Source organism: Arthrobacter sp. NPDC056886 (assembly GCF_042788715.1).
Taxonomy (GTDB): Bacteria; Actinomycetota; Actinomycetes; order Actinomycetales; family Micrococcaceae; genus Arthrobacter.
This window is the reverse complement of the sequence record NZ_JBHUBT010000010.1, coordinates 131,893-154,418: the sequence shown is the minus strand read 5'-3', so window position 1 is coordinate 154,418 and position 22,526 is coordinate 131,893. Positions and strand designations below refer to the sequence as shown.

At 66.4% G+C, this 22,526-nt stretch carries 21 protein-coding genes; 9 read left to right on the top strand and 12 right to left on the bottom strand.

Annotated elements, in window-relative coordinates:
- Positions 1 to 12: 12 nt before the first annotated feature.
- Genes ACFRJ8_RS17760 through ccsB form a run of 3 tightly spaced genes read left to right on the top strand, consistent with a single transcriptional unit; the run spans position 13 to position 3,673 of the window.
- On the top strand, positions 13 to 768 hold the full coding sequence (locus ACFRJ8_RS17760; protein ID WP_377987508.1) for a cytochrome c biogenesis CcdA family protein: 756 nt from the start codon (positions 13 to 15) through the stop codon (positions 766 to 768).
- Entirely contained in the window at positions 768 to 2,555 is a 1,788-nt protein-coding gene (locus tag ACFRJ8_RS17755; protein ID WP_377987506.1) for a cytochrome c biogenesis protein ResB, read from the top strand. Before ACFRJ8_RS17760 ends, ACFRJ8_RS17755 begins: the two co-directional genes overlap by 1 nt.
- On the top strand, positions 2,555 to 3,673 hold the full coding sequence (gene ccsB / locus ACFRJ8_RS17750) for a c-type cytochrome biogenesis protein CcsB (protein WP_377987504.1): 1,119 nt from the start codon (positions 2,555 to 2,557) through the stop codon (positions 3,671 to 3,673). Before ACFRJ8_RS17755 ends, ccsB begins: the two co-directional genes overlap by 1 nt.
- Before the next feature lie 59 nt (positions 3,674 to 3,732).
- On the opposite strand, the gene ACFRJ8_RS17745 is transcribed toward ccsB, so the two are convergent.
- Positions 3,733 to 5,319, bottom strand: coding sequence for an alkaline phosphatase D family protein (locus ACFRJ8_RS17745; protein WP_377987503.1), 1,587 nt, complete (start codon positions 5,317 to 5,319; stop codon positions 3,733 to 3,735).
- Positions 5,320 to 5,557: 238 nt separating this feature from the next.
- Positions 5,558 to 5,986 carry a PLD nuclease N-terminal domain-containing protein gene (locus ACFRJ8_RS17740; protein WP_377987501.1) on the bottom strand — a complete coding sequence of 143 codons (429 nt, stop codon included), beginning with the start codon at positions 5,984 to 5,986 and terminating at the stop codon, positions 5,558 to 5,560.
- Positions 5,987 to 6,117: 131 nt separating this feature from the next.
- On the opposite strand from ACFRJ8_RS17740, the gene ACFRJ8_RS17735 reads away from it, so the two are divergent.
- A complete protein-coding gene (locus tag ACFRJ8_RS17735) occupies positions 6,118 to 6,441 on the top strand; it encodes a DUF4229 domain-containing protein (RefSeq protein WP_377987500.1) in 324 nt (107 codons plus the stop codon).
- A 98-nt stretch (positions 6,442 to 6,539) separates the two neighbouring features.
- Here the strand turns inward: ACFRJ8_RS17735 and ACFRJ8_RS17730 are convergent, their stop codons facing one another.
- From ACFRJ8_RS17730 to ACFRJ8_RS17710, 5 genes are all read right to left on the bottom strand, one after another.
- The gene (locus ACFRJ8_RS17730; RefSeq protein WP_028276409.1) at positions 6,540 to 7,421 is read right to left on the bottom strand and encodes a 1,4-dihydroxy-2-naphthoate polyprenyltransferase; all 882 of its coding nucleotides are present in this window, start codon (positions 7,419 to 7,421) and stop codon (positions 6,540 to 6,542) included.
- A 67-nt stretch (positions 7,422 to 7,488) separates the two neighbouring features.
- Positions 7,489 to 8,649 (bottom strand): AMP-binding protein, encoded by a 1,161-nt coding sequence (locus ACFRJ8_RS17725; RefSeq protein WP_377987499.1) that lies wholly within the window; start codon positions 8,647 to 8,649, stop codon positions 7,489 to 7,491.
- 8 nt (positions 8,650 to 8,657) lie between these two features.
- A complete protein-coding gene (locus ACFRJ8_RS17720; RefSeq protein ID WP_377987498.1) occupies positions 8,658 to 9,638 on the bottom strand; it encodes a 1,4-dihydroxy-2-naphthoyl-CoA synthase in 981 nt (326 codons plus the stop codon).
- A 21-nt stretch (positions 9,639 to 9,659) separates the two neighbouring features.
- The gene (locus ACFRJ8_RS17715) at positions 9,660 to 10,100 is read right to left on the bottom strand and encodes a VOC family protein (protein ID WP_377987496.1); all 441 of its coding nucleotides are present in this window, start codon (positions 10,098 to 10,100) and stop codon (positions 9,660 to 9,662) included.
- Positions 10,101 to 10,180: 80 nt separating this feature from the next.
- On the bottom strand, positions 10,181 to 10,942 hold the full coding sequence (locus tag ACFRJ8_RS17710) for a CPBP family intramembrane glutamic endopeptidase (protein WP_377987495.1): 762 nt from the start codon (positions 10,940 to 10,942) through the stop codon (positions 10,181 to 10,183).
- 52 nt (positions 10,943 to 10,994) lie between these two features.
- On the opposite strand from ACFRJ8_RS17710, the gene ACFRJ8_RS17705 reads away from it, so the two are divergent.
- From ACFRJ8_RS17705 to ACFRJ8_RS17690, 4 genes are all read left to right on the top strand, one after another.
- Entirely contained in the window at positions 10,995 to 11,963 is a 969-nt protein-coding gene (locus ACFRJ8_RS17705) for a metal ABC transporter substrate-binding protein (protein WP_377987493.1), read from the top strand.
- Positions 11,960 to 12,778, top strand: a complete 819-nt coding sequence (locus ACFRJ8_RS17700) for a metal ABC transporter ATP-binding protein (protein WP_377987492.1) — start codon at positions 11,960 to 11,962, stop codon at positions 12,776 to 12,778. Before ACFRJ8_RS17705 ends, ACFRJ8_RS17700 begins: the two co-directional genes overlap by 4 nt.
- Positions 12,779 to 12,781: 3 nt before the next feature.
- Entirely contained in the window at positions 12,782 to 13,657 is an 876-nt protein-coding gene (locus ACFRJ8_RS17695) for a metal ABC transporter permease (RefSeq protein ID WP_377987491.1), read from the top strand.
- Between the two features lie 109 nt (positions 13,658 to 13,766).
- The gene (locus ACFRJ8_RS17690) at positions 13,767 to 15,416 is read left to right on the top strand and encodes an ABC-F family ATP-binding cassette domain-containing protein (RefSeq protein ID WP_377987489.1); all 1,650 of its coding nucleotides are present in this window, start codon (positions 13,767 to 13,769) and stop codon (positions 15,414 to 15,416) included.
- A 123-nt stretch (positions 15,417 to 15,539) separates the two neighbouring features.
- Here the strand turns inward: ACFRJ8_RS17690 and ACFRJ8_RS17685 are convergent, their stop codons facing one another.
- A complete protein-coding gene (locus ACFRJ8_RS17685) occupies positions 15,540 to 17,450 on the bottom strand; it encodes a hypothetical protein (protein WP_377987488.1) in 1,911 nt (636 codons plus the stop codon).
- Positions 17,447 to 17,704, bottom strand: a complete 258-nt coding sequence (locus tag ACFRJ8_RS17680; protein ID WP_377987487.1) for a hypothetical protein — start codon at positions 17,702 to 17,704, stop codon at positions 17,447 to 17,449. The genes ACFRJ8_RS17685 and ACFRJ8_RS17680 overlap by 4 nt, the downstream gene beginning before the upstream one ends.
- 532 nt (positions 17,705 to 18,236) lie before the next feature.
- Here ACFRJ8_RS17680 and ACFRJ8_RS17675 point away from each other — a divergent pair.
- Positions 18,237 to 19,694, top strand: coding sequence for an amino acid permease (locus ACFRJ8_RS17675; RefSeq protein ID WP_377987486.1), 1,458 nt, complete (start codon positions 18,237 to 18,239; stop codon positions 19,692 to 19,694).
- 115 nt (positions 19,695 to 19,809) lie between these two features.
- Here the strand turns inward: ACFRJ8_RS17675 and ACFRJ8_RS17670 are convergent, their stop codons facing one another.
- From ACFRJ8_RS17670 to hpaD, 3 genes are read right to left on the bottom strand one after another with little or no spacing between them, the layout of a single operon-like run.
- Positions 19,810 to 20,643 carry an HpcH/HpaI aldolase/citrate lyase family protein gene (locus tag ACFRJ8_RS17670; protein WP_377987484.1) on the bottom strand — a complete coding sequence of 278 codons (834 nt, stop codon included), beginning with the start codon at positions 20,641 to 20,643 and terminating at the stop codon, positions 19,810 to 19,812.
- Positions 20,628 to 21,413: a 2-oxo-hept-4-ene-1,7-dioate hydratase gene (hpaH, locus tag ACFRJ8_RS17665; protein ID WP_377987482.1), complete on the bottom strand. Its 786-nt coding sequence runs from the start codon at positions 21,411 to 21,413 to the stop codon at positions 20,628 to 20,630. The genes ACFRJ8_RS17670 and hpaH overlap by 16 nt, the downstream gene beginning before the upstream one ends.
- Before the next feature lies 1 nt (position 21,414).
- Positions 21,415 to 22,503, bottom strand: a complete 1,089-nt coding sequence (gene hpaD / locus ACFRJ8_RS17660) for a 3,4-dihydroxyphenylacetate 2,3-dioxygenase (RefSeq protein ID WP_377987481.1) — start codon at positions 22,501 to 22,503, stop codon at positions 21,415 to 21,417.
- Positions 22,504 to 22,526: the final 23 nt, after the last annotated feature.

The window sequence follows — 22,526 nt, the reverse complement described above, 5'->3', positions numbered from 1 at the left end:
GCGGACCCCGCCGTGAACAGCCCCTTCGCCGAAGCCATCCTGAACGGATCGCTCCTGCTTGCCATTCCCGTCGCGCTGCTGGCCGGACTCGTCTCGTTCCTCTCTCCCTGCGTCCTTCCGCTGGTGCCCGGGTACCTGGGTTACGTGACGGGACTGACCGGCGTCGACCTGCAGAGGCAAAGGCGCGGCCGCATGCTGGCCGGCATCGGGCTGTTCGTCCTCGGCTTTTCCGTGATTTTCGTGCTTCTCGGCGGGGCGTTCGGGCAGCTGGGCAGCCTTATCACCGGCTCGCAGAACAGGTGGATCACCCAGCTACTGGGCGTCCTGGTGATCGTCATGGGTGTCGTGTTCATGGGCGGCTTCGGCTGGCTCCAGCGCGATGCCAAGATCCACGCCAAACCACCGGCCGGGCTGTGGGGCGCGCCCTTGCTGGGCATCACGTTCGGGCTCGGCTGGGCGCCGTGCATCGGCCCCACCTATTCCGCCGTCCAGCTGCTCAGCCTCTCCGGCGGCTCCTCGGCGGCCAAGGGCGCGTTCCTGGCGTTCGTGTACAGCCTTGGGCTGGGCATCCCATTCCTGCTGATCGCGCTGGCCGTACGCCGCGGCATCGGCGTGATGTCCTTCTTCCGCACGCACCGGCTCGCCATCCAGCGCACCGGCGGCGGCATCCTGATCCTGCTCGGCATCCTGATGGCCAGCGGCGTATGGGGCACCTGGGTCTCCGGGTTGCAGTACTGGTTCCAAACCGATGTGAAATTGCCAATCTGATGAGCGAGCGCGTGAACGAAAAGAAGAAGTCCCCGAAGCCCGAGGCCGTCCTGCCGTCGTTGGGTCCCTTGGGCATGCTCCGGTGGGCGTGGACGCAGCTGACCAGCATGCGCACGGCCCTGTTTCTGCTCCTGCTGCTTGCCGTCGCCGCCGTGCCCGGCTCGCTGTTCCCGCAGCGCCCGGCCAACCCGGCGATTGTCACCCAGTACATCAAGGACCACCCGGACTACGGGAAGATCCTGGACTCGCTGCAGCTCTATGACGTGTACTCCTCGGCATGGTTTTCCGCGATCTACATCCTGCTGTTCGTTTCGCTGATCGGTTGCGTCATCCCGCGCGCCATCGCGCACTACAAAGCGATGCGCTCCCAGCCGCCGCGCACCCCAGCCCGGCTGTCCAGGCTTCCCGAATACGGCACACTAGTGATTCCGGCCGACGACGGGATCCCGGCGTCGGCCGCCATCTCCGACGCCGCGGAACTGCTGAAGAAGCGCGGATACCGCGTGGATGTCCGGGACCGCGACGGCGTCCGCCCCTCCCTCGGGGCCGAACGCGGCTTCCTGCGGGAAGTCGGCAACCTCGTCTTCCACACCGCGCTGATCGGAGTGCTGGTTTCGGTGGCGGCCGGCGGCCTGTTCGGCTACAGCGGGCAGCGGATTTTGGTGGAGGGCGACACGTTCGTCAACACCCTCGTCGGCTACGACCAGTTCACGCCCGGCACCAATTTCCAGAGCAGCCAGCTCCAGCCCTATTCGGTGCAGCTGGACAAGTTCGACATCACCTTCGACCGTGAATCGAAGGGCAAGTTCGGTCAGCCCATCGACTTCACGGCCGCCGTGACCACGAAGGAAAACCCGGACGCACCCGCCAAGAAGGAAGTGCTCAAGGTTAACGACCCCCTGAGCCTCGGCGGCACCAGCGTGTACCTCACCGGCAACGGCTACGCTCCTGTGGTCACCGTCCGCGACGGCGCCGGCAACATCGCCATGCAGGGTCCCGTGGTGGCCAAGCTCCAGGGCGAGAACTACTACTCCTCTGTGGTCATCAAGGTCCCCGACGCCAAACCGGAACAGCTAGCCTTCGCCGGGTTCTTCCTGCCGACGGCGTTCGTCACCGACAAGGGCGTGTCCTTCAGCGGTGACCCGGAGCTGATCAACCCTCAGCTGACGCTGAACTCCTACTTCGGCGACCTCGGCTTGAACGCTGGCTCCCCGCAGAACGTCTTCGAGCTCGACGTCAAGAAGCTCACGCCGCTCAACGCCCGCAACTTGGACACGAAGGGCATTGTCCTGGCGCCCGGGGGCAGCTACACGCTGCCGAACGGCAAGGGTTCCATCAGCTTCGACGGCGTCAAGCGCTACATCGGCGTGGACATCCACCACAACCCCGGCCAGCTGTACGCCCTGATCTTCGCGCTCCTGGCTGTGGCGGGACTGGTGACTTCGCTCTACGTGAACCGGCGCCGCGTCTGGGTCCGCACCGGCACCCACGCGGACGGCCGCACCATGGTGGAGTACGGTCTCCTGGCCCGCGGTGAAGACCACCGCCTGGCCGGGGAGGCCGCGGCTATCCGCAGGCTCCTCTCCGAGGAATGGCTGCTGGGCGAGGACACCACGACTGGCTCCCAGCCCGCTCCCAGCGCAACGGCGGATAATGACCGGGCGGACAACGCCGGCACGGCACCAGGCAGCACGGGTGCTGGCGGCACACACGCCACCCCTGAACAACCCGCAGAAGACTTCATCCAGTCAACAGCCGGCTCTTCCGAGTCGAAGAAGGATCAGTAATGTTGTTCTCGATCAACGAAACCATGGGCCAGTACAGCGAGCTCTTCATGCTGCTGGCCGCCGGCACGTACACGGTGGCGTTCATCGCCTTCGCCTGGGACCTGGCCAAGAGCAGCAAGATGCTGCGCGCGGTGGACCTCAAGGCCGCGGAACTGGCCGCCCAGGCAACCACCGCCGAGGCCGCCCGCGTGCCCGTCGGAGTCGGTTCGGCGACCGCCGGAGGCGACGTTGACCGCTCCGACGCGGACGTCAGCGGCCCTGTAGGCCGTGCCGAGCGTCCGACGTCGGCCGTCTCCTCTCGCGGCACAGCGGCAGGTGCGGGCCAGACCGCCGACGGCAGCATGCGCTACGCCGGCGAGCGGCGTGCCCCCGCCCGGGTTGCCGTCGCGCTGACGGTCCTCGGCGCCGCGATTCACGCGGCCGGTGTGATCACCCGCGCGCTGGGTGCGGGCCGGGTGCCGTGGGGCAACATGTATGAATTCCTCACCACCGGCGCGTTCGTGGCCGTGGCCGTCTTCCTGCTGGTGCTGATCCGCCGCGACCTGCGCTTCCTGGGCACGTTTGTGATCGGCCTGGCCATCATCATGCTGGTCGCGGCCTCCATCGCCTTCTGGACACCCGTGGGCCACCTCGTGCCGGCGCTGCAGAGCTACTGGCTGATCATCCACGTTTCCATCGCGGTGATGTCCTCGGCGCTGTTCACCTTGACGTTCGCCATGTCCGCGCTGCAGCTCGTGCAGTCGCACCGGCAGAAGACCATCGCCGCCGGCGGTGCCGACAAGCTCGGGTTCATGCGCCTGGTCCCGAACGCCCTGAGCCTGGAGAACCTGTCCTACCGCATCAACGCCATCGCCTTCGTCGGCTGGACGTTTACGCTCATGTTCGGCGCCATCTGGGCAGAGAAGGCCTGGGGCCGCTTCTGGGGCTGGGACACGAAGGAAGTCTGGACGTTCGTGATCTGGGTGGTCTACGCCGGATACCTGCACGCCCGCGCCACCCGCGGCTGGACCGGAACCCGTGCCGCCTGGCTGTCGATCGTCGGCTACCTGTGCGTGGTCTTCAACTTCACGATCGTGAACCAGTTCTTCAACGGCCTGCACTCCTACTCGGGGCTGTAAGCACCAGCTCCGCCGGCCGGGAACAGGTGACCGGCGGCGACCGGTGTGTCTGGCCGCGGTTAGGCGCGCGGCTCGAGGCCCGGAACGGTGTCGTTGATCTGGAACGAGGCCTTGGTGCTGACTGGGGATCCCGGCCTGCTGACGAAGTCCAGCACGCGGAAATCCGCCCGTAGGGAGTCCTTGGTGATCCGCGTAGCCACGTAGCCGCGCTGATTATTGAAGAACTTCAAATGTGGGTTCCACGCCATGACTGGATCGAATGTGGCACCCGAACCGTTGCCCCCGGAGGTAATGGACGTGCTGACCAGTTCTGAGCCCACCACCGGCGAGTCTGGGTCCTTGAAATCGATTTTCAGTTCGTTGGCCCAGTGCCGGTGCACGTCCCCTGTGAGTACGACGGCGTTACGCACGTTGGCATCCACCCAGCCTTGGGTAATGCGCCGCCGAGAAGCCGCGTAGCCGTCCCAGCTGTCCATGGAGACGTCGTCGATACTGGCCGCCGCATTGCGGTCCCGTTCGGCGAAAAAGACCTGCTGGCCCATGATGTCCCAGCGCTGGGTGGAGTTCATGAACCCTTCCAGGAGCCACTTCTCCTGCAGGGTGCCGGTGATTGTGCGGTTCTTATCCAGCCGCCCGGCAGCATTCCTGCCCCGGCCGCCGCCGGATATCTGGGCATCCCGGTACTGGCGGGTGTCCATCATATGGAAATTGGCCAGCTGCCCCCACTGGATCGTGCGATATATTTTCATGCCCGTTCCGGCCGGCACAGAGGACGCGCGCAACGGCATGTTCTCGTAGTAGGCCTTGAAGGCCGCGGCGCGGCGCTCGAGGAAGCGCGCAGCGGTATCGTTCATCTCGGCCGGATCCCTGTCCTCCGGAACGTCATCGGCATAGTTGTTGTCGACTTCGTGGTCGTCCCAGACCACCAGCCACGGTGCGATCGCATGCGCGGCCTGCAGATCGGCGTCGGACTTGTACTGGGCATGGCGCTGGCGGTAGCCCTCAAGCGTTACGGTCTCCAGCACGTCGAGGCCGCGGGCGTCTTCGCGGACGTCGGTGCCGCCGCGGCGTTCGTAGATGTAGTCGCCAAGGTGCAGCACCAGATCAGGGTGGTCTTGGGCAAGGCGGGCGTAGGCCGTGAAGTACCCTTGCTCATACTTCGCACAGCTGGCGAAGGCCATCGCGAGCGCCGCCGGAGTCTCATGGCGTGCTGGGCTCGTAAGCGTCCGGGCAATGGGACTAACATGACGCCCGCAGCGGAACCGGTAAAAGTACTCGCGACCCGGCTGAAGCCCCCGTAATTCCACATGTACGGAATGGGCGTTCTCTACATGGGCGTACTCAAGGCCCCGGGCTACCACTTTGCCCATCGCGGCGTCTTCGCCTACCTCCCAGGCAACCGGGATGCTCCGGGACGGCATCCCGCCGAGGCCGTCCTCGGCGAGCGGGTCAAGCGCCAATCGGGTCCAGAGCACGAAGCCGTCCGGCCAGGGTTCGCCTGAGGCGACGCCGAGCATGAATGGATCGCCCCGGAGCCCGGTATCCTCCGCGATTGAGATGCTGGGCGCAGCGGGCCCGGGCAGCGAAATGAGAATGCCGGCACCCAAGCCGGCGGATAGTAGGGCCCTGCGCGAAATGTTATCCACGGTTCAACGCGTCCCACTGTTCAAACACATTCCATTGTTCAAACACATTCCACTGTTCAAACGCATTCCAGCACTTCCGAGCCCAGATGCTTCGGCCGATGATCTGCCCATTCTAGGCGGCGGATTGGCGCATGGCGCGGGCATTTCGTCACTGTTCACCGTGGGGGCAGCAGGGGTGGAACGGTCAACCGGCCTACTTGACTCAGCCCAACGTAGCTTCGCGCTACTTAACCTCGCGCTACTTAACCTCGTCGGTGCCGGGCGTTCCGGCGTCGCCGGGTTCGTGGGCATCGCCGGCGCCTTCGGTGCCGCTGGTTTCCTCGCCGCCGGCGTCCGGCTTGCGGTCCTTGGCCTCGAGTTCTTCCTTGAGCTTCTTGAGCCTGTCGGCCTCGGCCTGGTTGCGGCGGCGGATTTCAAGGTTGCGAAGGAAATCGGGATCGTCGTCGGGCGCTACCGGGTGGCTGTAGGCGACCGGTGCGGTGTCCGTGGCGCGGGGGCGGCCAAGGAGAAACCACAGGGTGGCGCCGACCACAGGGAGGAGGACCTGCACGAAGATCCAGGCGGTCTTGGAGATGCCCCTGGTCAGCCGCTTGTCAGTGCGGATGAGGTCCACCAGTCCATAGACGAACACGGCCAGTATGACGATCGGAACCACTACACGGAGCATATCTTCAGTCTAGCCGTCGGGCGCCTCGACGGCGCCTGCCACTGTGCCCGGCTGCAGGCCACCGGCCCGCAGCGGCGAGGAGCAGCGGCGGCCCGAAGCAGCGCCGCCGTTCGGGCGGCTAAACTTGAAGGGTGGCTTTCCTCAAATACACCCTGATTCGGCTGGCGCTGTTTGCGCCCTTGTTTGCCCTCTTCCTCTACCTGCAGCTGGGCGTGCTCCTGGCTGCCCTGTGCGCCGGGATGATGTCCTTCGCCATCAGCTTCCTGTTCTTCCAGAGGCAGCGCGACGCGGCCACTGCGACGCTCCACCACCGGTTCTCGGGGAAGGCCAAGCCTATGCGCAGCGCCGGCGAGGTGGCTGACGCCGACGCCGAAGACCGCCTCGTGGACGCAAACCCCGACATTGCAGTCCGCACGGACAACCCCCGCAAGGATTCCCAGCAGCCAGGGGCCTGAGCCCGGCCGTGGTTCCAAGCAGTCCTGTTCCAAGCAGTCCTGTTTCAAGCAATCCTGACTCAAACACTTACTGAACAGCCGCGGCCCAGAGCCCCGGCTTAGAAGCCGTGGCTGAGGACGAGCCCGATCGAAAACAGCGCGGCGAAGCCGAGGTTGATCAGTCCGGTCTGTTTCAGGACCGGGATGAGGCTCTTGCGCCGCCGCCCGGCGATCATCAGCCAGGACGGCATAAGGCTGGCGGGGATCAGCAGCAGCACGATCAGCATCCACGGCCGCGCGGGGGCCAGGACGATGACCAGCAGGATCGCGACGGCGAGCATCAGCACGTAGCTTTCGCGTGCGTGCTTGTCCCCGAGCCGGACGGCCAGGGTTTTCTTTCCCGCCTTTCGGTCGGTGGGGATGTCGCGGACGTTGTTGGCCATCAGCAGCGCGCACGCGATCAGCCCGGTGCCGATCGCCCCGATGATGGCGGCGAGGCTGAGCTGCCCGGCCTGCGTGTACGTGGTGCCAAGCGTTGCGACGAGTCCGAAGAACACGAACACGAAGACGTCGCCCAGGCCGAGGTAGCCGTACGGGTTCTTGCCCCCTGTGTAGCCCCAGGCGGCCAGCACGCAGCCGACGCCGACCAGGATGAGCCACCAGGCCTGCGTGATGATCACCAGGATCAGGCCGAACAGCATCGCCAGCCCGAACGCCGCGAACGCGGCCCGTTTGACGTGCTCCGGGCTGGCCGCGCCGGAGCCCACCAGCCGGAGGGGACCCACCCGGTCCTCATCCGTGCCGCGGATGCCGTCCGAGTAGTCGTTGGCGTAGTTCACGCCGATCTGAAGGAGCAGGGCCACCAGGGCGGCCAGCACGGCGTTCAGCAGGATGAACGAATCCATCTCGTAGGCGGCCGCGCTGCCGATCAGCACCGGTGCGATCGCGGCCGGCAGGGTGCGCAGTCGGGCGCCTTGGATCCATTGTGCGGCTGTGGCCACGGTCAGTACCTCGTTGATTGGTTGAATACTCGTTGATTGGTTGGAAAGCCGGCCTGATGCGGCTTGTCTATTTTCCCTGATGGAGCGCATCCAGCAGGACCGTCATGCCCAGGCGGTCCGGTTTGCCGTTGGGCAGCATGAGCAGTTCCGCCGCGGGCAGGACCGTTTTCGGGGCGAGGGCGCCAAGCGCCGGTCCCCAGGTTTCGTTCCGGCGCGCGGCGAACGCCGCCATGCCTTCCGGGGAACTGTCGCCCACGGCGACGTACGCAGCCAGGGCATGGCCCCACTCGGCGGAGGGCACGCCGGCGACAAAAGCCGCCCGCACGCCGTCGAGCTTTTCCAGCTCAGCCTGGACATGGGCGGCGGAAACCTTGACGCCGCCGGTGATGACGACGTCGTCGGCCCGGCCGAGCACGGTGAGCCGGCCGTCAGCGTCCAGTTCGCCGAGGTCGTTGGTGCGGTACCAGCGGACGCCGTCCTCCTCGCTGAACGCTGCTGCCGAGAGCTCGGGGGCCTGAAGGTACCCGGCGGCGATGGTTGCCCCGCCCAGCAGGATGCGCCCGTCGTTCTCCACCCGGACCAGGACGTCTTCGAGCGGGAAGCCGTCGTACACGCACCCGCCGCAGGTCTCGGACGAGCCGTAGGTGGTCACCACGCGCACTCCGGCGTCCCGGGCCGCGGCGAGCAGCTCCGCCGGCGCGGGACCGCCGCCGAGCAGGATGGCGTTGAAGCGACGCAGCATCGCCAGCGTGTCAGCGGAGGGCGCGTCCAGCAGCCTTTGGAGCTGGGTGGGCACCAGCGAGGTGAAACGGATCTTGTCCGTGAGCTCCAGCGCCGCGGCGGTGAAGGCCTCCGGCGTAAAGCCGGCGGACAGGTCCATGACCCACGGGCGGGTTCCCGCGAAGAGCGAGCGGACCAGCACCTGCACCCCGGCCACGTATTGGACGGGGAGGGCCAGCAGCCACTGGCCCTCGCCCTTGAGCGCAAAGGCGGTCGCCATGGACGAGGCCGCCAGGGCCTCGACGGTGAGGACGGTCGCCTTGGGCGCGCCGGTGGACCCGGAGGTCCGCACCACGACGGCTGCGTCCTCGATGCCGGCAGTGTCAGGGAATCCCAGCACCGGCGAGCCGTTCTGCCCGGCGGAGAGCTCGACGGCGGGACCCTCGCCGTGGAGGGCAGCAGCCAGCGCCTTGAGCGCGGGCTCGATGTTTATGGCTCCGGAAGTCACAGTGCGCCTTAGAAGTAGTACGGGAACGCGGACCAGTCGGGATCGCGCTTCTCGAGGAAGGCCTCCTTCCCCTCCACGGCCTCGTCGGTCATGTAGGCCAGGCGTGTCGCCTCGCCGGCGAAGACCTGCTGGCCGGCCAGGCCGTCGTCCGCCAGGTTGAATGCGAACTTGAGCATGCGGATGGCCTGCGGGGACTGACGGGCAATGTCCGCGGCGTACTCCAGGGCGACCTGTTCAAGGCGGTCGTGGTCCACGGCCTCGTTCACGGCTCCCATCCTGACCATGTCCTCGGCGGAATATTCGCGGGCCAGGAAGAAGATTTCCCGGGCGGCCTTCTGGCCGATCTGGCGGGCCAGCAGGGCCGAGCCGTAGCCGGCGTCGAAACTTCCCACGGTGGCGTCGGTCTGCTTGAACTTTCCGTGCTCGCGGGAGGCGATGGTGAGGTCCGCGACGACGTGGAGGGAGTGCCCGCCGCCGGCTGCCCAGCCGTTGACGACTGCGATGACCACCTTGGGCATGGTGCGCATGAGCCGCTGGACTTCCAGGATGTGCAGCCGGCCGGCGCGGGCGGGGTCGATGGTTTCCGTCGTCTCGCCATTTGCTGTGTTCTGTGCTGTGTCCTGTACTACGTACCTGTAGCCGTCGCGGCCGCGGATCCGCTGGTCCCCGCCGGAGCAGAACGAGTGGCCGCCGTCCTTGGGGGAGGGGCCGTTTCCGGTGAGCAGGACCGTGGCCACGTCCGGGGTCATCCGGGCATGGTCCATGGCGCGGTAGAGCTCATCCACGGTGCCGGGCCTGAAGGCGTTGCGGACCTCCGGGCGGTCGAAGGCAATGCGGACGGTCGGCAGGTCCCGGACGACGGAGCCGTCCGCGCCACGCTCCACCTGCCGGTGGTATGTCATGTCCTGGAAGTCGTCGAAACCGGACACGGTGCGCCACCGGGTGGGGTCAAAGACGTCGGATACCTGGGCGGGGATTTCGTTGCTCACAGTCCGAGTCTAGTAATCGCGTCAGCTGATGCAGAACTCGTTGCCCTCCGGGTCCGCCATGGTGTGCCAGGAATGCGGTCCCTCGTTGGCCGTCCAGAGGAACGTGGCGCCGCGCGCAACAAGGGTGGCCCGCACTGAGTCCTTGTCCGCGCCCGCGAGCCTGACATCCCAATGGACCCGGTTCTTGACGGTTTTTTCCTCCGGGACAATCTGGAACAGAATGCGCCGGGCGGGCGATTTGGCGTCGAGTTCTTCGGGCGGGCGGATGGCGGCGCCCACGCGCCATACGAGCTTGCCGTGGTGCATCGTGGTGTCTGCTTCCGTGGCGAAGCCCTGCTCGATCATGGAGTGGATGAACACCTCATCCTGGGGCTCCACGGCCCATTCCAGTGTTTCAGCCCACCAGTCGGCGAGCTCGTGCGGGTTCTTGCAGTCGACGGCGATCTGGATGTTCAGTGTCATGGAACGAACCTACGACGTCGGCGCCCGCGCCGGAAGGGCCCGGACCGCAGATCTCCCGCTGCCTCCTGATAGCGCCTCGGCTAGCCCTGGACCCGCTGCAGCTGTTCGAGGACCTCCGGCGGAATCGCGTAGATGAAGATGACCGCGAGGAGGTTCTTGGAGGCGTGGACGAAGTAGGAGAACATCACGTTCTTCCCGGTCCAGACGTAGACGAACACCAGGACGGCCCCCATGGCGAGGTAGGGCATCAGCACCTGCAGGGTCATTTCCTCCTGGCCCACGATGTGCAGGGCCCCGAAGAGGACCACGGACAAGGCACAGCAGACCCAGAGGTTGACCCGGCGGCTCAGTTTGCCGATCAGCAGGTGGCGAAAAATGTATTCCTCGACGAACGGGCCCACGATCACCAGCAGGGGCACCATGAGCCAGACCGGGACCTGCTGCATGAGGGCCTGGAGCCCGGCCTGATTGGCGGAGGTCTGGACCGGCCCACTGACGGCCACGAGAACCGCAGTGAGGATGAGCATCACCACGACGGCCAGCGGCACCATCAGCGCCGTGAACCAGGGCCTGGTGGCCAGGACGCGGAGGTCGCGGGCGGCGACGCGCCACGCGGCGGCCAGGGCAAGGGCGCCGATGGTGGCGTAAAAGACCAGGTTCACCGCGTAGGACGCCACCGCCGGATTGGGCGATATCTGCAGCAGCAGCGGCGCCAACAGGGCGCCCGCCACGGCGAAGAATGCGGCCACGGCAACGTAGAGTCCAACGGTGATGAAATCGAGCCGGGAAAACCGGTAAAGCTCCGGCTGCGGCGCTGGTGGTGTGCGGAGAGCTGTGCCCATGTCCCCAGCCTAGCGCCGCGGCAGAGCGACGCGGTCACGTACAATATTCGGTATGCCTAAATTTTCTTTTCGGTGCGCCAAAGTTGTCCGCCGATCCCGTCCCGTTAGTGCTGCCGGTGCCGCCGTCGCCGCCGTTCTTCTCTGCCTGTCCCTGGCCGCGTGCGGGGGTGCCGCCGAGGGCCAGGGGTCCGGGGGCGGGAAACCGGTTGTCCTGACCACCTTCACGGTCCTTGCCGACGTGGCGCAGAACGTGGCGGGGGACAAGCTGCAGGTCGAGTCCATCACCAAGGCCGGCGCCGAGATCCACGGCTACGAGCCCACCCCGGGCGATATCCGCAAGGCGGCCAAGGCCGACCTGATCCTGGACAACGGTCTGAACCTCGAGGCTTGGTTTGCCCAGTTCGTTGAAGGACTGAACGTTCCGCATGCCGTGGTGAGCGAAGGCGTGGAGGTGATGTCCATCAGCGAAGACTCCTACCAGGGCAAACCGAACCCGCACGCGTGGATGTCGCCGGTCAACGTCCAAATCTATGTGGACAACATGGTGAAGGCGTTCTCGAAGCTGGACCCGGACAACGCTGCGGTCTTTGAGGCGAACGGCGCGGCCTACAAGGCCAAGCTGGAGTCCGTGAAGGATGAAATGGTCCAGAAGCTTGCGACCGTCCCCGAGGCGCAGCGGGCCCTAGTGACGTGCGAGGGCGCATTCTCCTACCTGGCGCGCGACGCCGGCCTCCGGGAGGTCTACATCTGGGCCGTTAACGCCGAACAGCAGGCCACCCCGCAGCAGATCACCAAGGCCATCGAATTCGTGAAGGCCAAAAAGGTCCCCGCCGTCTTCTGCGAGTCGACCGTGTCGGACGCTCCCATGCGCCAGGTGGTGGGGGCCACGGGTTCGACGTTCGGCGGGGTGCTGTACGTGGATTCGCTCTCCGAAGCGGACGGGCCCGTCCCCACGTACCTGGACCTCATCCGGCACGATTCCAAGATCATCACCGAAGGCCTGACAGGAGCGGCATCATGAGCAACCCGGCGATTCTGGTGGAAAACGTCACCGTCCATTACGGCGACGTCCTGGCGCTCGACGCCGCGTCCCTGTCCCTTGAGGCTGCGCGGATCTGTGGCCTGGTGGGCATGAACGGCTCCGGGAAATCCACGCTGTTCAAGGCGATCATGGGAATGATCAAGCCCGACGCCGGCCGCGTCCTCATCAACGGTGAACCGCCCGCCAAGGCGCGCAAGGGCGGCGGAATCGGCTACGTCCCGCAAAGCGAGGACGTGGACTGGCAGTTCCCGCTGTCCGTCCGCGACGTGGTGATGATGGGCCGCTACGGGCATCAGGGATTCACCCGCCGGGCTTCCAAGGCGGACCGCGCCGCCGTTGACCTCGCCCTGGACCGGGTGGAACTCTCCGAGTTCGCCGGCCGGCAGATCGGCCAGCTCTCCGGCGGCCAGAAGAAGCGCGCCTTCGTTGCCCGGGGGATCGCCCAGGGAGCCACCATGATGCTCCTGGACGAGCCGTTCGCCGGGGTGGACAAGCGCTCCGAGGCAACCATCACGCGCCTGCTGAAGGAGCTCGCCGCGGACGGCTGCACCATCCTGATCTCCACCCATGACCTTCATGCCCTGCCGCACCTCTGCGACGAAGCGGTGCTCCTGATGCGCAAGGTCCTGATGCACGGCCCGCCCGAGGTGGTCCTGCAACCCGAGCACTTGGCCATGGCATTCGGCCTCGACGTGCTCAACCGTGACCTCCCCGACACAGACCTCCCCGACAGCGACGTCCCCGACAGGGATTTCACTGACCGCGCCGTTTCGAACCCGCAGGGCAGGAGCTGACCCATGGATCTCTTCGACATCCTGCTGGAACCGCTGGGCTATGACTTCATGGTCCGTGCCATCATCACCACGGCGCTGGCTGCGATTGTGTGCGCCGTGCTGAGCTGCTGGCTGGTGCTGATTGGCTGGTCGCTGATGGGCGATGCCGTCTCCCACGCCGTGCTGCCGGGCGTTGTCCTCGCCTACATCGTCAGGGCGCCGTTCGCCCTGGGGGCTCTGGTGTTCGCGCTGGTTGCCGTGACACTCATCGGGGTGGTCCGCAATACGAGCCGGGTCAAAGAGGACGCCGCCATCGGGATTGTCTTCACTTCGCTGTTCGCCCTGGGCCTGGTGCTCATCTCCGTTACGCCGAGCCAGACGGACCTGAACCACATCATCTTCGGCAACCTTCTCGGCGTCAGCATCCCGGACCTCATCCAGGTTCTTGTGCTGGGTGTGGTCGCCTTCGCCATCCTGATCCTGAAGCGGCGCGATCTGACGCTCTACGCCTTCGACCCTACGCATGCCCACGCGATCGGCCTGTCCCCGAAACGCCTCGGCGCCCTCTTGCTGGGCCTGCTGGCGCTGACCTCCGTGGTGGCCCTGCAGACCGTAGGTGTGGTGCTGGTAGTAGCCATGCTGATCATCCCCGGCGCCACGGCCTACCTGCTCACGGACCGGTTCTCCCGCATGCTCGTGATCGCGCCGGCCATTTCCGCGGTGTGCTCCATCGCTGGTATCTACTTCAGCTACTACCTCGACACCGCCTCCGGCGCCATGGTGGTCCTGACGCAGGGGGCCGCCTTCGCGGCCGTCTATCTGTTCAGCCCCCGGCAGGGCCTGATCGGGACGCGGCTGGCGAAGGCCCGGCGCAAGAAAGCGGTTGTGCTTGCAGCCTGAGCCCGGCCGAGGGCGGGAGGCGCCCCAGTGCCCCAGTGCCAGTCGACGGTGCGATACTGAGGACGCAAGCCGCCGCCGGGCAGGCTGGGCATCTACCTGCGAGGACTCCTTGAGCGAACATCTCCGCCTTTCGGGCGTATCCCATGGCTATGGGGACCGCCAGCTCTTTGTCGGCGTCGACATTGCCATCACAGCCGGCGAACATGTGGCGATCGTCGGCGAAAACGGCGCGGGAAAATCCACGCTGCTCCGGATCCTGGCCGGGCTGGAGGCCCCGGACGAGGGCACCGCCGTCACCCACGGCCGCGTGGGCTATCTGGCCCAGACCCACGGCCTGCCGGAGCAGTTCACCGTCAGCAACGCGATTGACGCCGCCCTGGCATCGCTCCGGGCACTGGAGGCGGAGCTGGACCGTCTGGAGCGCGGGCTTGCCGACGCGGAAGCGGACGAACTGGAGCGTTACGGCAACCTGCAGACGCAGCACCAGCTCAGGGAAGGCTACGCCGCGGAATCCCGGGTGGAGGCGGCGCTGGACCGGCTTGGGCTGGGTGGGCTGGACCGGATGCGGACACTGGGCTCGCTCTCCGGCGGGGAACAGGAACGCGTGGCCCTGGCCTGCGTACTCGCGGATCCCGCGGACATCCTGCTCCTGGACGAACCCACCAACCACCTTGACGCCAGCGGCACGGCCTGGTTGGAGGCGCGGCTGGCCGCGCACCGCGGAACCGTGGTGGTGGTCTCCCACGACCGCGTGCTGCTGCGCAAAGTGGCCTCCACCGTGATTGAGGTGGATGCCGAACGCCGGACGGTCAACCGGTACGGCAACGGGTACGAAGGCTACTTGCGGGAGAAGTCTGCAGAACGCCAGCGCTGGGCGCAGCAGTACCACGGGTGGCTGGACGCGATGGCTGCCGAGCAGCTCCAGGCGGACACAGTGGCGGGGAAGATGGGCTACGCCCGCCAACGCGACGGCGACAAGATGGGGTTCGACTTCAAGGCCGGCACGTGGCAGAAGGCGGCCACCAGCAAGGTCCGCAATGCCCAGGAGCGTCTGCGCCGGCTGGAGGAAAATCCCATCGACCGTCCCCCGGTGCCCCTGAAGCTGGCGACGGATCTGCGGGCAGACGTTGCGGCGGGTCCCGCGCTTGAAGCGAAGGGGGTGGCCGTGCCCGGCCGCCTGGAACCCACGGACTTCCGCGTGGCGGCGGGGCAGAAGATCCTCATTACGGGCCCCAACGGTGCAGGCAAGTCCACGCTGCTCTCCGTCCTCGCCGGCACGCTGGTGCCGGCCAAGGGCACCGTGGCGAGGCACGGCCGGATCGGCTACCTGCAGCAGGAGCTGGAACTCCCGCAGCGCCCGGCATTGCGGCTCTTGCCCGCTTTTGCCGCGGGCCTGGGCGGCAACATCGATGAGCACGCCGAGGCGCTGCTGCGCCTGGGGCTGTTCCGGACCAGCGAATTCCACGTGCCGGTGGGGGGCCTGTCCGCAGGGCAACAACGCAGGCTGGCGCTGGCCCGGCTCCTGCTGGGCGGCTACGGGACAATGCTGGTGGACGAGCCCACCAACCACCTGGCGCCCGTGCTGGTGGAACAGCTTGAAGCGGCCCTTTCCGGCTTCGAAGGGACATTGGTCATGGTCAGCCACGACCGCGCACTGGGGGAATGGTTCAGCACGTGCGCCAAACGAAACGAAGCCGGGCCCGGGGCCGGCTCCGGAAACTGGCTCCGCTACACCATGCGTGACGGCGCTCTGGTGTAGCAGAACCATCGGGGTTTGCGCAGCCCAGCCTGGCGCCGCCGCTCTCCCCGCGAGCTCCGGGAAAAGGCTAACGCCCGGGCCGAGGGCGCCGGGCGTTAGCTGCGAAGCTGCGGTGCTTTGGATCTAACGGAAGAGCGACCCGTAGGTCCCCATCATGATCCGGTCGCCCGGGGTGGACTTGCGGATGTAGTCAACCACTGCCCAGTCATCGAGCGAGATGCAACCGGCTGTCGGCACCTTGTTCATGTGCAAGAAAATGGCGAAGCCCGCGTCCTGGACGATGTTGGGCCGGTTGTAGTTGATGACCACGCCCTGGCGGTAGTAGCCCCCACTGGCGAACCACCACATGTTCTCGTCCCAGCCGACCCAGGAGGACGACTCGTGGTACTTGTTGTACGTGGGCGTCCAGGGGTTCCCGCCCCACCGCGAACGGGGGTTCAGCGTGCGGTAGGAAAGTTTCGTTCCGGGGTTGCCCAGACCGAAGGCCTCCGTCACGGAGAACGAGCCCGTGGGCGAGTACAGGTTCCGGGTGGGACCGGACGGCACTCCCGGCGGCTTGAACCCTGATTTACCGACGTAGCCGTCAGTCCGCCAGTCCGGTACATACGCTCCGGCGACCTTCAGGCAGTACTGGTTGGTCGCGTGGGACTGTCCGTAACCCGAGGTCCAGGTGAGGAGGACGCGGTTCGCTCCGTACGTGGAGTACTTGGCCTGGCCGTTGTTGAGCTTATGGCATTCGGTCATTCCATAGAGTCGGGACCCGGCGGAGCTGGTCCACGTGATATCCCCGCGCTGGTAGGACTGCGAACAGGCCGTGGCAACACAGCGCTCGCTCGCGATGGGATACCCCAGCGAGCTGCCAAGGCCACCCGCCGCGACGAACCTGCTGTCGATGCCCCTGCCGGAAATCCATGCACCAGTGGTGGGTGACCAGTAGATACTCCCGCCTTGGAACCGTTGCACGCAGCCACCGGCGGGTTGTCCGCAGGTCTCACTCGTGATCGGGTATCCCAGCATGCTTCGCGTCGTCCCGGCGGCGGAATATCGGCTGCCGATAGCGCCGCGGGTCACGTGCGCGCCCGTGGTGGGCGAGTAGAAGATGCTGCCGCCTTGGAAGTGCTGCACGCAGCCCCCGGTACCCCCGCAGGTTTCCTCGGTGAGCGGGTAGCCCAGCGAACTGTTCTGGGCCCCGCCGGCCGTCCAGCGACCAAGAATGCCGCCCCAGACAACATGGCCGCCGATTCCCGGCGCCCAGTAGATGTTGCCGTTGTCGAACCGTTGATAGCACCCGGATGCCTTCAGCCCGCAGGCCTCGGCGGTTACGGGGAGGCCCAGAACGGCCTCGCCGCCGGCCGCGGCCCAGCGGCTCCCGATGCCGTTTGTGGCCGAGAACTCCAGCATCCGCGTGCCTGTCCATGCCAGGATGCGGCCACTGGAGAACTTCTGGATAGTTCCTCCAGACACCGAATTCTCATCCGTGACGGGATAGCCGAAAATCGCCAGGCCGCCCTTAGCGTGCCAGCGGGGGCCGGTGTGTCCCTCGGTCAACAGGACCGGATGCGCCCCTGTTGCCTTGGTCCAGAAAATGGATCCGCCGTCGAACGCCTGGCTGCAGACGCCCAGTGAGCAGACCTCGACGGCGGTCGGCGCGCCGAGAGCCCCGGCGGCACCCTTCAGCGCCGTCCACTTCGTCTCGATGCCTCCTCGGACGACGACGGACGGAGGCGCCGGCTCTTTCGTCGGGGTCGTCGTCGGTTCGACAAGGGGCACTGCCTGCTCCGCGGTGACTTTCGCCGTCGCCGTCGCCGTGGGAGTTGCCGTTGTTTTTGGAACCGGACCGGCGGGAGCGGATGCGGATGAGGATGCGGATCCGGTCGGCGTTGCGGTCGGTGCCGGCGTTGCGGTCGGTGTGGCCGCCGGGCTGGTTGCCGGCGGTGCAACCGGTGCATCCTCAGCGAAGGCCGGGCTTACTGCCAGCGGCCCGGCAGTAAGCCCGAGGATCACGGCCGTGATGAGAAGTAACTTCTTTGTCATGGGGCGTCCTCTACGGAGACGACTGGCGCGCAGGTCCCGCCGCCGTCCTTGGTCTTGGCGAAGTTCGGTGCGGCGATGTCGGCCGACTGGCCGGCCGGAACAACTTGGGTGATGAGGGCGTGCCCTGCCACCGTGGGGCCGGCTGTGACCGCGATGGCCACGGTGAACACCTTGTTCTTATCCGAGTTGTTGACGAGGGTGCCCTTGAAGGACCACGACCCGTCGGCTGATGCGGTGCAAACGTGCTGCCGCAATGCGTCGGGCGCGTTCAGCGAAGTGGAAACATCGCCAGGCTCGGAGATACTCGGCGCCGGCGATCCTGATGTCTGTGATGTTGTTGGTGCTGGCGTTGCTGCGGTGCTGGTTCCAGCCGGACCGGAACCGCCGCTCGAACAACCCGCCAGTACGAGAAGCAACACCGCAGGCAGTAGCGCTCTCTGTTTCATGGTCCCCCCTGACTCACGGCGTTCCTGCCGTGGCCTGCACTGAGTTGCAGGCACACCGGACGGAAAGTTCCCGCCGGTGTGCTCAGGGTAATGGAAACAGCTCTCTGACCTGCGCTTTTTCGTGAAATTACCGGTGTTGTGGCGGTTTCGGGGCAGGTCTGGGTGTTGCCCGGGTCACGCCGGGGTCCTGAATGCTAGTACGATAGATGAGCCGCGCGAGCTTCGACACTTGTGAGGTTCGGTACACGTCTTGGCCCCTGCAAGAGGCTTAGGCCCGAATTTTGTGTACTTGAATCCACAGTCCTGTTCCGGCCATACATCGACCTACAAGGAATCAGCTGTGCCTTCAATTACCCCCACAGAACTCAAGAGCGCGCCGGCGCAACCCGCCGTCGACTCGACCCTCAGCGCCGAGGGCTACAAGAAGACCCTGAGCGGCCGCCACGTGACGATGATCTCGATGGGCGGCGCAATCGGCGTCGGCCTGTTCATGGGGGCCGGCGGACGCCTGGCCTCCACGGGCCCTGCGCTGATCTTCTCCTACGCCATTGCCGGCGTGATCGCCTACCTGCTCATGCGGGCACTGGGCGAGCTCATCATGTACCGCCAGACCTCGGGCTCCTTCGTCAGCTACGCCGGCGAAATGTTCGGCAAGAAGGGCGCCTTCATCTCCGGATGGATGTACTTCATCAACTGGGGCATGACCGGGATCGCGGAGCTGATCGCGATCGGCCTGTACTTCCAGTTCTTCTTCCCCAACGTTCCGGTGGAAGCCTCCGCGATTGCCGCCCTCGCGCTGCTGGTGGCCGTCAACCTGCTCAGCGTCAAGGCATTCGGCGAGTTTGAATTCTGGGCCTCCTGCCTCAAGGTCGGCGCCATCTTGATCTTCCTGGCCGTTGGCACCTTCATGGTGGTCACCAACGCCAAGGTGGGCGATGGCCACGCCTCGGTGGCCAACCTCTTTGCCGACGACGGCGGGATGTTCCCCAAGGGCGCCCTCGTGATGGTCCTCGTGCTCAACGCCGTGATCTTCGCCTACAACGGCATCGAACTCGTCGGCATCACCGCCGGCGAGATGCAGAACGCCAAGCGCGAGGTGCCCAAGGCGATCCGCGCCGTCGTACTGCGCATTGTGGTGTTCTACGTCGGTTCTGTCCTGCTGCTGGCCATGCTGCTGCCCTCGGACCAGTACAAGGCCGGCGTGTCCCCGTTCGTCACCGTGTTTGGCCAGATGGGCCTCGGCTGGGTGGGCGACGTCATGAACATGATCGTCATCACCGCCGCGCTGTCCTCCTGCAACTCGGGCCTGTACTCGATCGGCCGTGTGTTCCGCACCATGGCCAACAATGGGCATGCCCCGCAGTGGCTTACCAAAATGTCCAAGCGCCACGTGCCGTACGCCGCCATCCTCGCGATCGCCGCGTTCTACCTCGTGGGCATCATGCTGAACATCTGGCTGGGCGGCTCGCACGCCTTCGATCTCGCGCTGAACACCGCCTCGATCGGCGTGATCTTCACGTGGGGCGCCATCTTCGCCAGTCAGATCGCACTGCGCCACCAGAAGGGCCGTGTCTCCAGCCTCCCCATGCCGGGCTCGCCCTGGACCAGCTGGGCAGGACTGGTCGCGCTGCTGGCCATCACCGTGCTGATCGGCTTCGACACCATGACCAGCAAGACCGGCGAGGTCTTCCACCTGGGCCTGTGGACCTTGGCGACCGTTCCGTTCTTCGCCCTGGTGCTGTGGCTGGGCTGGCAGAAGGTCAAGAACAACGCGCCCAAGAGCGAGCTCTTCAGCTAGGCCCCACTGGTCCCGACGCGGACCGCAACAAGCTGTAGCGCGGCTTGTAGTACGACGACGGCGGCAATCACCTCGAACAGGTGGTTGCCGCCGTCGGGGTTAACGCTGAGAACCTTCAGTAGCTGGCGGGGGTGCCGGAAGGCTGGACCACCGGGCCCGGCGGGATATATTCGGCAGCCAAGGACTCGGAGCCGCGGGCGAGAATGGACACATCGGCCCCGACTAGCACGAAGGCTGCGCCGGCTGCCATGTACCGGTGCGCGGTGGCGGGGTTGAAGGCGTTCACGCCGGCGGGTTTGCCGGCCGCTTTGGCGGCGGCAAGGCAGTGTTCGACGGCGGCGCGCACCTGGGGGTGTTCCTGCTGGCCCAGCAGCCCCATGGAGGCGGCGAGGTCGGAGGGCCCCAGGAAAATCGCGTCCACGCCGTCCACCGCCAGGATGTCCTCCACGGCGGCAACGGCTGCTTCGGATTCGATCTGGACGGTGAGGCTGACGGTTTCGGATGCGCGGGCAAGGTAGTCCGGGATCCGGTTCCAGCGCGACGCCCGGGCCAGGGCCGAGCCCACCCCGCGGACGCCATGCGGCGGGTACCGGGTGGCGGCCGCCGCCGCTTCCGCGTCGGCCACCGAGTGCACCATGGGGATCAGCAGGTTCTGGACGCCCAGGTCCAGGTACTGCTTGATCAGCACGGTGTCGTTTACGGGCGGGCGGACCATGGCCAGGACCGGGTAGCCGTGCACGGCCTGCAGTTGGGCCAGGACGGATTCGAGCCCGTTGGGGCTGTGTTCGGCGTCGATCAGGAGCCAGTCCAGGCCGGCCCCGGCGCAGAGCTCGGCCACCAGCGGGCTGCCGGAGCACACCCACATCCCGGCCAGCGGCCGGCCGGCCGCGCCGGTTTGGTTGCGCAGCGCGTCACGGAAGGTCGCGTCCGGTTCTACTCGAAGCGGCATGTGATGCTCCCCAGCGGTCCGTAGTCGGCGTGGACGGTGTCGCCCTTGTAGACCCAGAGGGGCCGGGTGAAGGATCCGGCGAGGATGATGTCGCCGGCTTTCATGCAGTCCCCGTGGGCGGCAATCTTGTTCGCCAGCCAGTGCACGCCGTTGGCCGGATGGTCCAGGACGCCGGCGGCCACGCCGGTTTCCTCCACGGTCTGGTTCTTGTAGAGGATGGCGGAAACCCAGCGGAGGTCCACGGCGTCGGGGCGGACAGGGTTTCCGCCCACCACCATGGCGCCCATAGCCGCGTTGTCGGCGATGGTGTCCACGATGGTCCGGCCCTCCATTTCGATCCGGGAGTCCAGGATCTCCAGGGCCGGAACCACGTAGTCGGTGGCGTTCAGGACATCGAAGATGGTGCAGCCGGGGCCGGCCAGGTCCTTCTTCAGGACAAACGCCAGTTCCACTTCGACCCGCGGATGGGTGTATTGGTCCCACCGCACGGAGCAGCCGGTTTCCAGCACCATGTCATCGAAGATGGCGCCGTAGTCCGGCTCGGTGATGCCGGTGGCGGCCTGCATGGCCTTGGACGTGAGGCCAATCTTGCGGCCCACCAGGGTCCGGCCTGCGTCCTCATTGCGGCGCCGCCACAGCTGCTGGACGGCGTAGGAGTCCTCTACCGTCATGTCCGGGTAGCGGGCAGTCAGGCGGGGGACCGGTGTCCGGGAGCGCCCGGCTTCCAGCAGTTCGTCTGCGATGGCCTCGATCGTCGCGGGATCCAGCACGCTAAACCTGCGCCCCGAGCTTGAAGCCGGTCTTTTCGCCGGCGGGGCCGTCGTCTTCCTTGCGGGTGTAGGAGAAGCCGTCGGCGCCCACGGTCACAGCCATCTCGGACTTTTCCTCCCGGACAATGACGGGCTGCGGGTTACCGTCGAGGTCCAGGACCAGCGATGCCTCGGTGTACCAGGAGGGAACCACGGGATTGCCCCACCAGTCGCGGCGCTGGTTGTCGTGGACGTCCCAGGTGATGGTGGGGTTGTCCGGGTCGCCGGTGTAGTAGTCCTGCGTGTAGATCTCGATGCGGTGGCCGTCCGGGTCCAGGATGTAGAGGTAGAACGCATTGGAGACCCCGTGCCGGCCGGGGCCGCGCTCGATCCGGTCGGAGATGCGCAGGGCGCCCATCTTGTCGCAGATCTGGATGATGTTGTGCTTCTCGTGCGTGGCGAAGGCAATGTGGTGCAGCCGCGGGCCGTTGCCGCCGGTCAATGCGGTGTCGTGCACGGTCTGCTTGCGGTGCATCCAGGCGGCGTAGGTGACGCCGTCGGAGTCCTTGATGTCCTCGGAGACGCGGAAGCCCAGGTCTTCAAGGTACTTGCGGCCGCGCGGGACGTCCGGGGTGACCTGGTTGAAGTGGTCCAGCCGGACCAGCTCGCCGGCCGAGTAGAGGTCGTAGCGCTGGGTGAGGCGTTCCACGTGTTCGGTCTCGTAGAAGAATTCATAGGGGAAACCGAGCGGGTCCTCAACCCGGACGGCGTCGCCGATGCCCTTGGTGAAGCCTTCCTTGCGGCGCTCGGTGCGGCAGCCCAGTTCCTTGTAGTAGGCCTCGGCGGCGTCCACCTCGGCGGGGGACTTCACCCGGTACGCGAAGGCGGCCGCAGCGGCCACGGGGCCCTTGCGCAGCACCAGGTTGTGGTGGATGAACTCTTCCAGGGACCGCAGGTAGATGGTGTTCTCGTCTTCCTCGGTGACGTGCAGGCCCAGCAGGTCGACGTAGAACTCGCGGGACTTGGCGAGGTCCGTGACCACGAGTTCCAGGTAGGCGCAGCGGACGATGTCCGGGGCCGGGACGGTGGGGGTGGGGACGAAGTTGGTCATGGCGTTCTCTCTTCTTTGAAAGG

Coding starts and splice junctions, on each gene's coding strand:
- ACFRJ8_RS17755 (WP_377987506.1), top strand. CDS start 768: ATGAGCGAGCGCGTGAACGAAAAGAAGAAGTCCCCGAAGCCCGAGGCC.
- ccsB (WP_377987504.1), top strand. CDS start 2,555: ATGTTGTTCTCGATCAACGAAACCATGGGCCAGTACAGCGAGCTCTTC.
- ACFRJ8_RS17740 (WP_377987501.1), bottom strand. CDS start 5,986: ATGCTCCGTGTAGTGGTTCCGATCGTCATACTGGCCGTGTTCGTCTAT.
- ACFRJ8_RS17715 (WP_377987496.1), bottom strand. CDS start 10,100: ATGACACTGAACATCCAGATCGCCGTCGACTGCAAGAACCCGCACGAG.
- ACFRJ8_RS17710 (WP_377987495.1), bottom strand. CDS start 10,942: ATGGGCACAGCTCTCCGCACACCACCAGCGCCGCAGCCGGAGCTTTAC.
- ACFRJ8_RS17705 (WP_377987493.1), top strand. CDS start 10,995: ATGCCTAAATTTTCTTTTCGGTGCGCCAAAGTTGTCCGCCGATCCCGT.
- ACFRJ8_RS17700 (WP_377987492.1), top strand. CDS start 11,960: ATGAGCAACCCGGCGATTCTGGTGGAAAACGTCACCGTCCATTACGGC.
- ACFRJ8_RS17695 (WP_377987491.1), top strand. CDS start 12,782: ATGGATCTCTTCGACATCCTGCTGGAACCGCTGGGCTATGACTTCATG.
- ACFRJ8_RS17685 (WP_377987488.1), bottom strand. CDS start 17,450: ATGACAAAGAAGTTACTTCTCATCACGGCCGTGATCCTCGGGCTTACT.
- ACFRJ8_RS17670 (WP_377987484.1), bottom strand. CDS start 20,643: ATGCCGCTTCGAGTAGAACCGGACGCGACCTTCCGTGACGCGCTGCGC.
- hpaD (WP_377987481.1), bottom strand. CDS start 22,503: ATGACCAACTTCGTCCCCACCCCCACCGTCCCGGCCCCGGACATCGTC.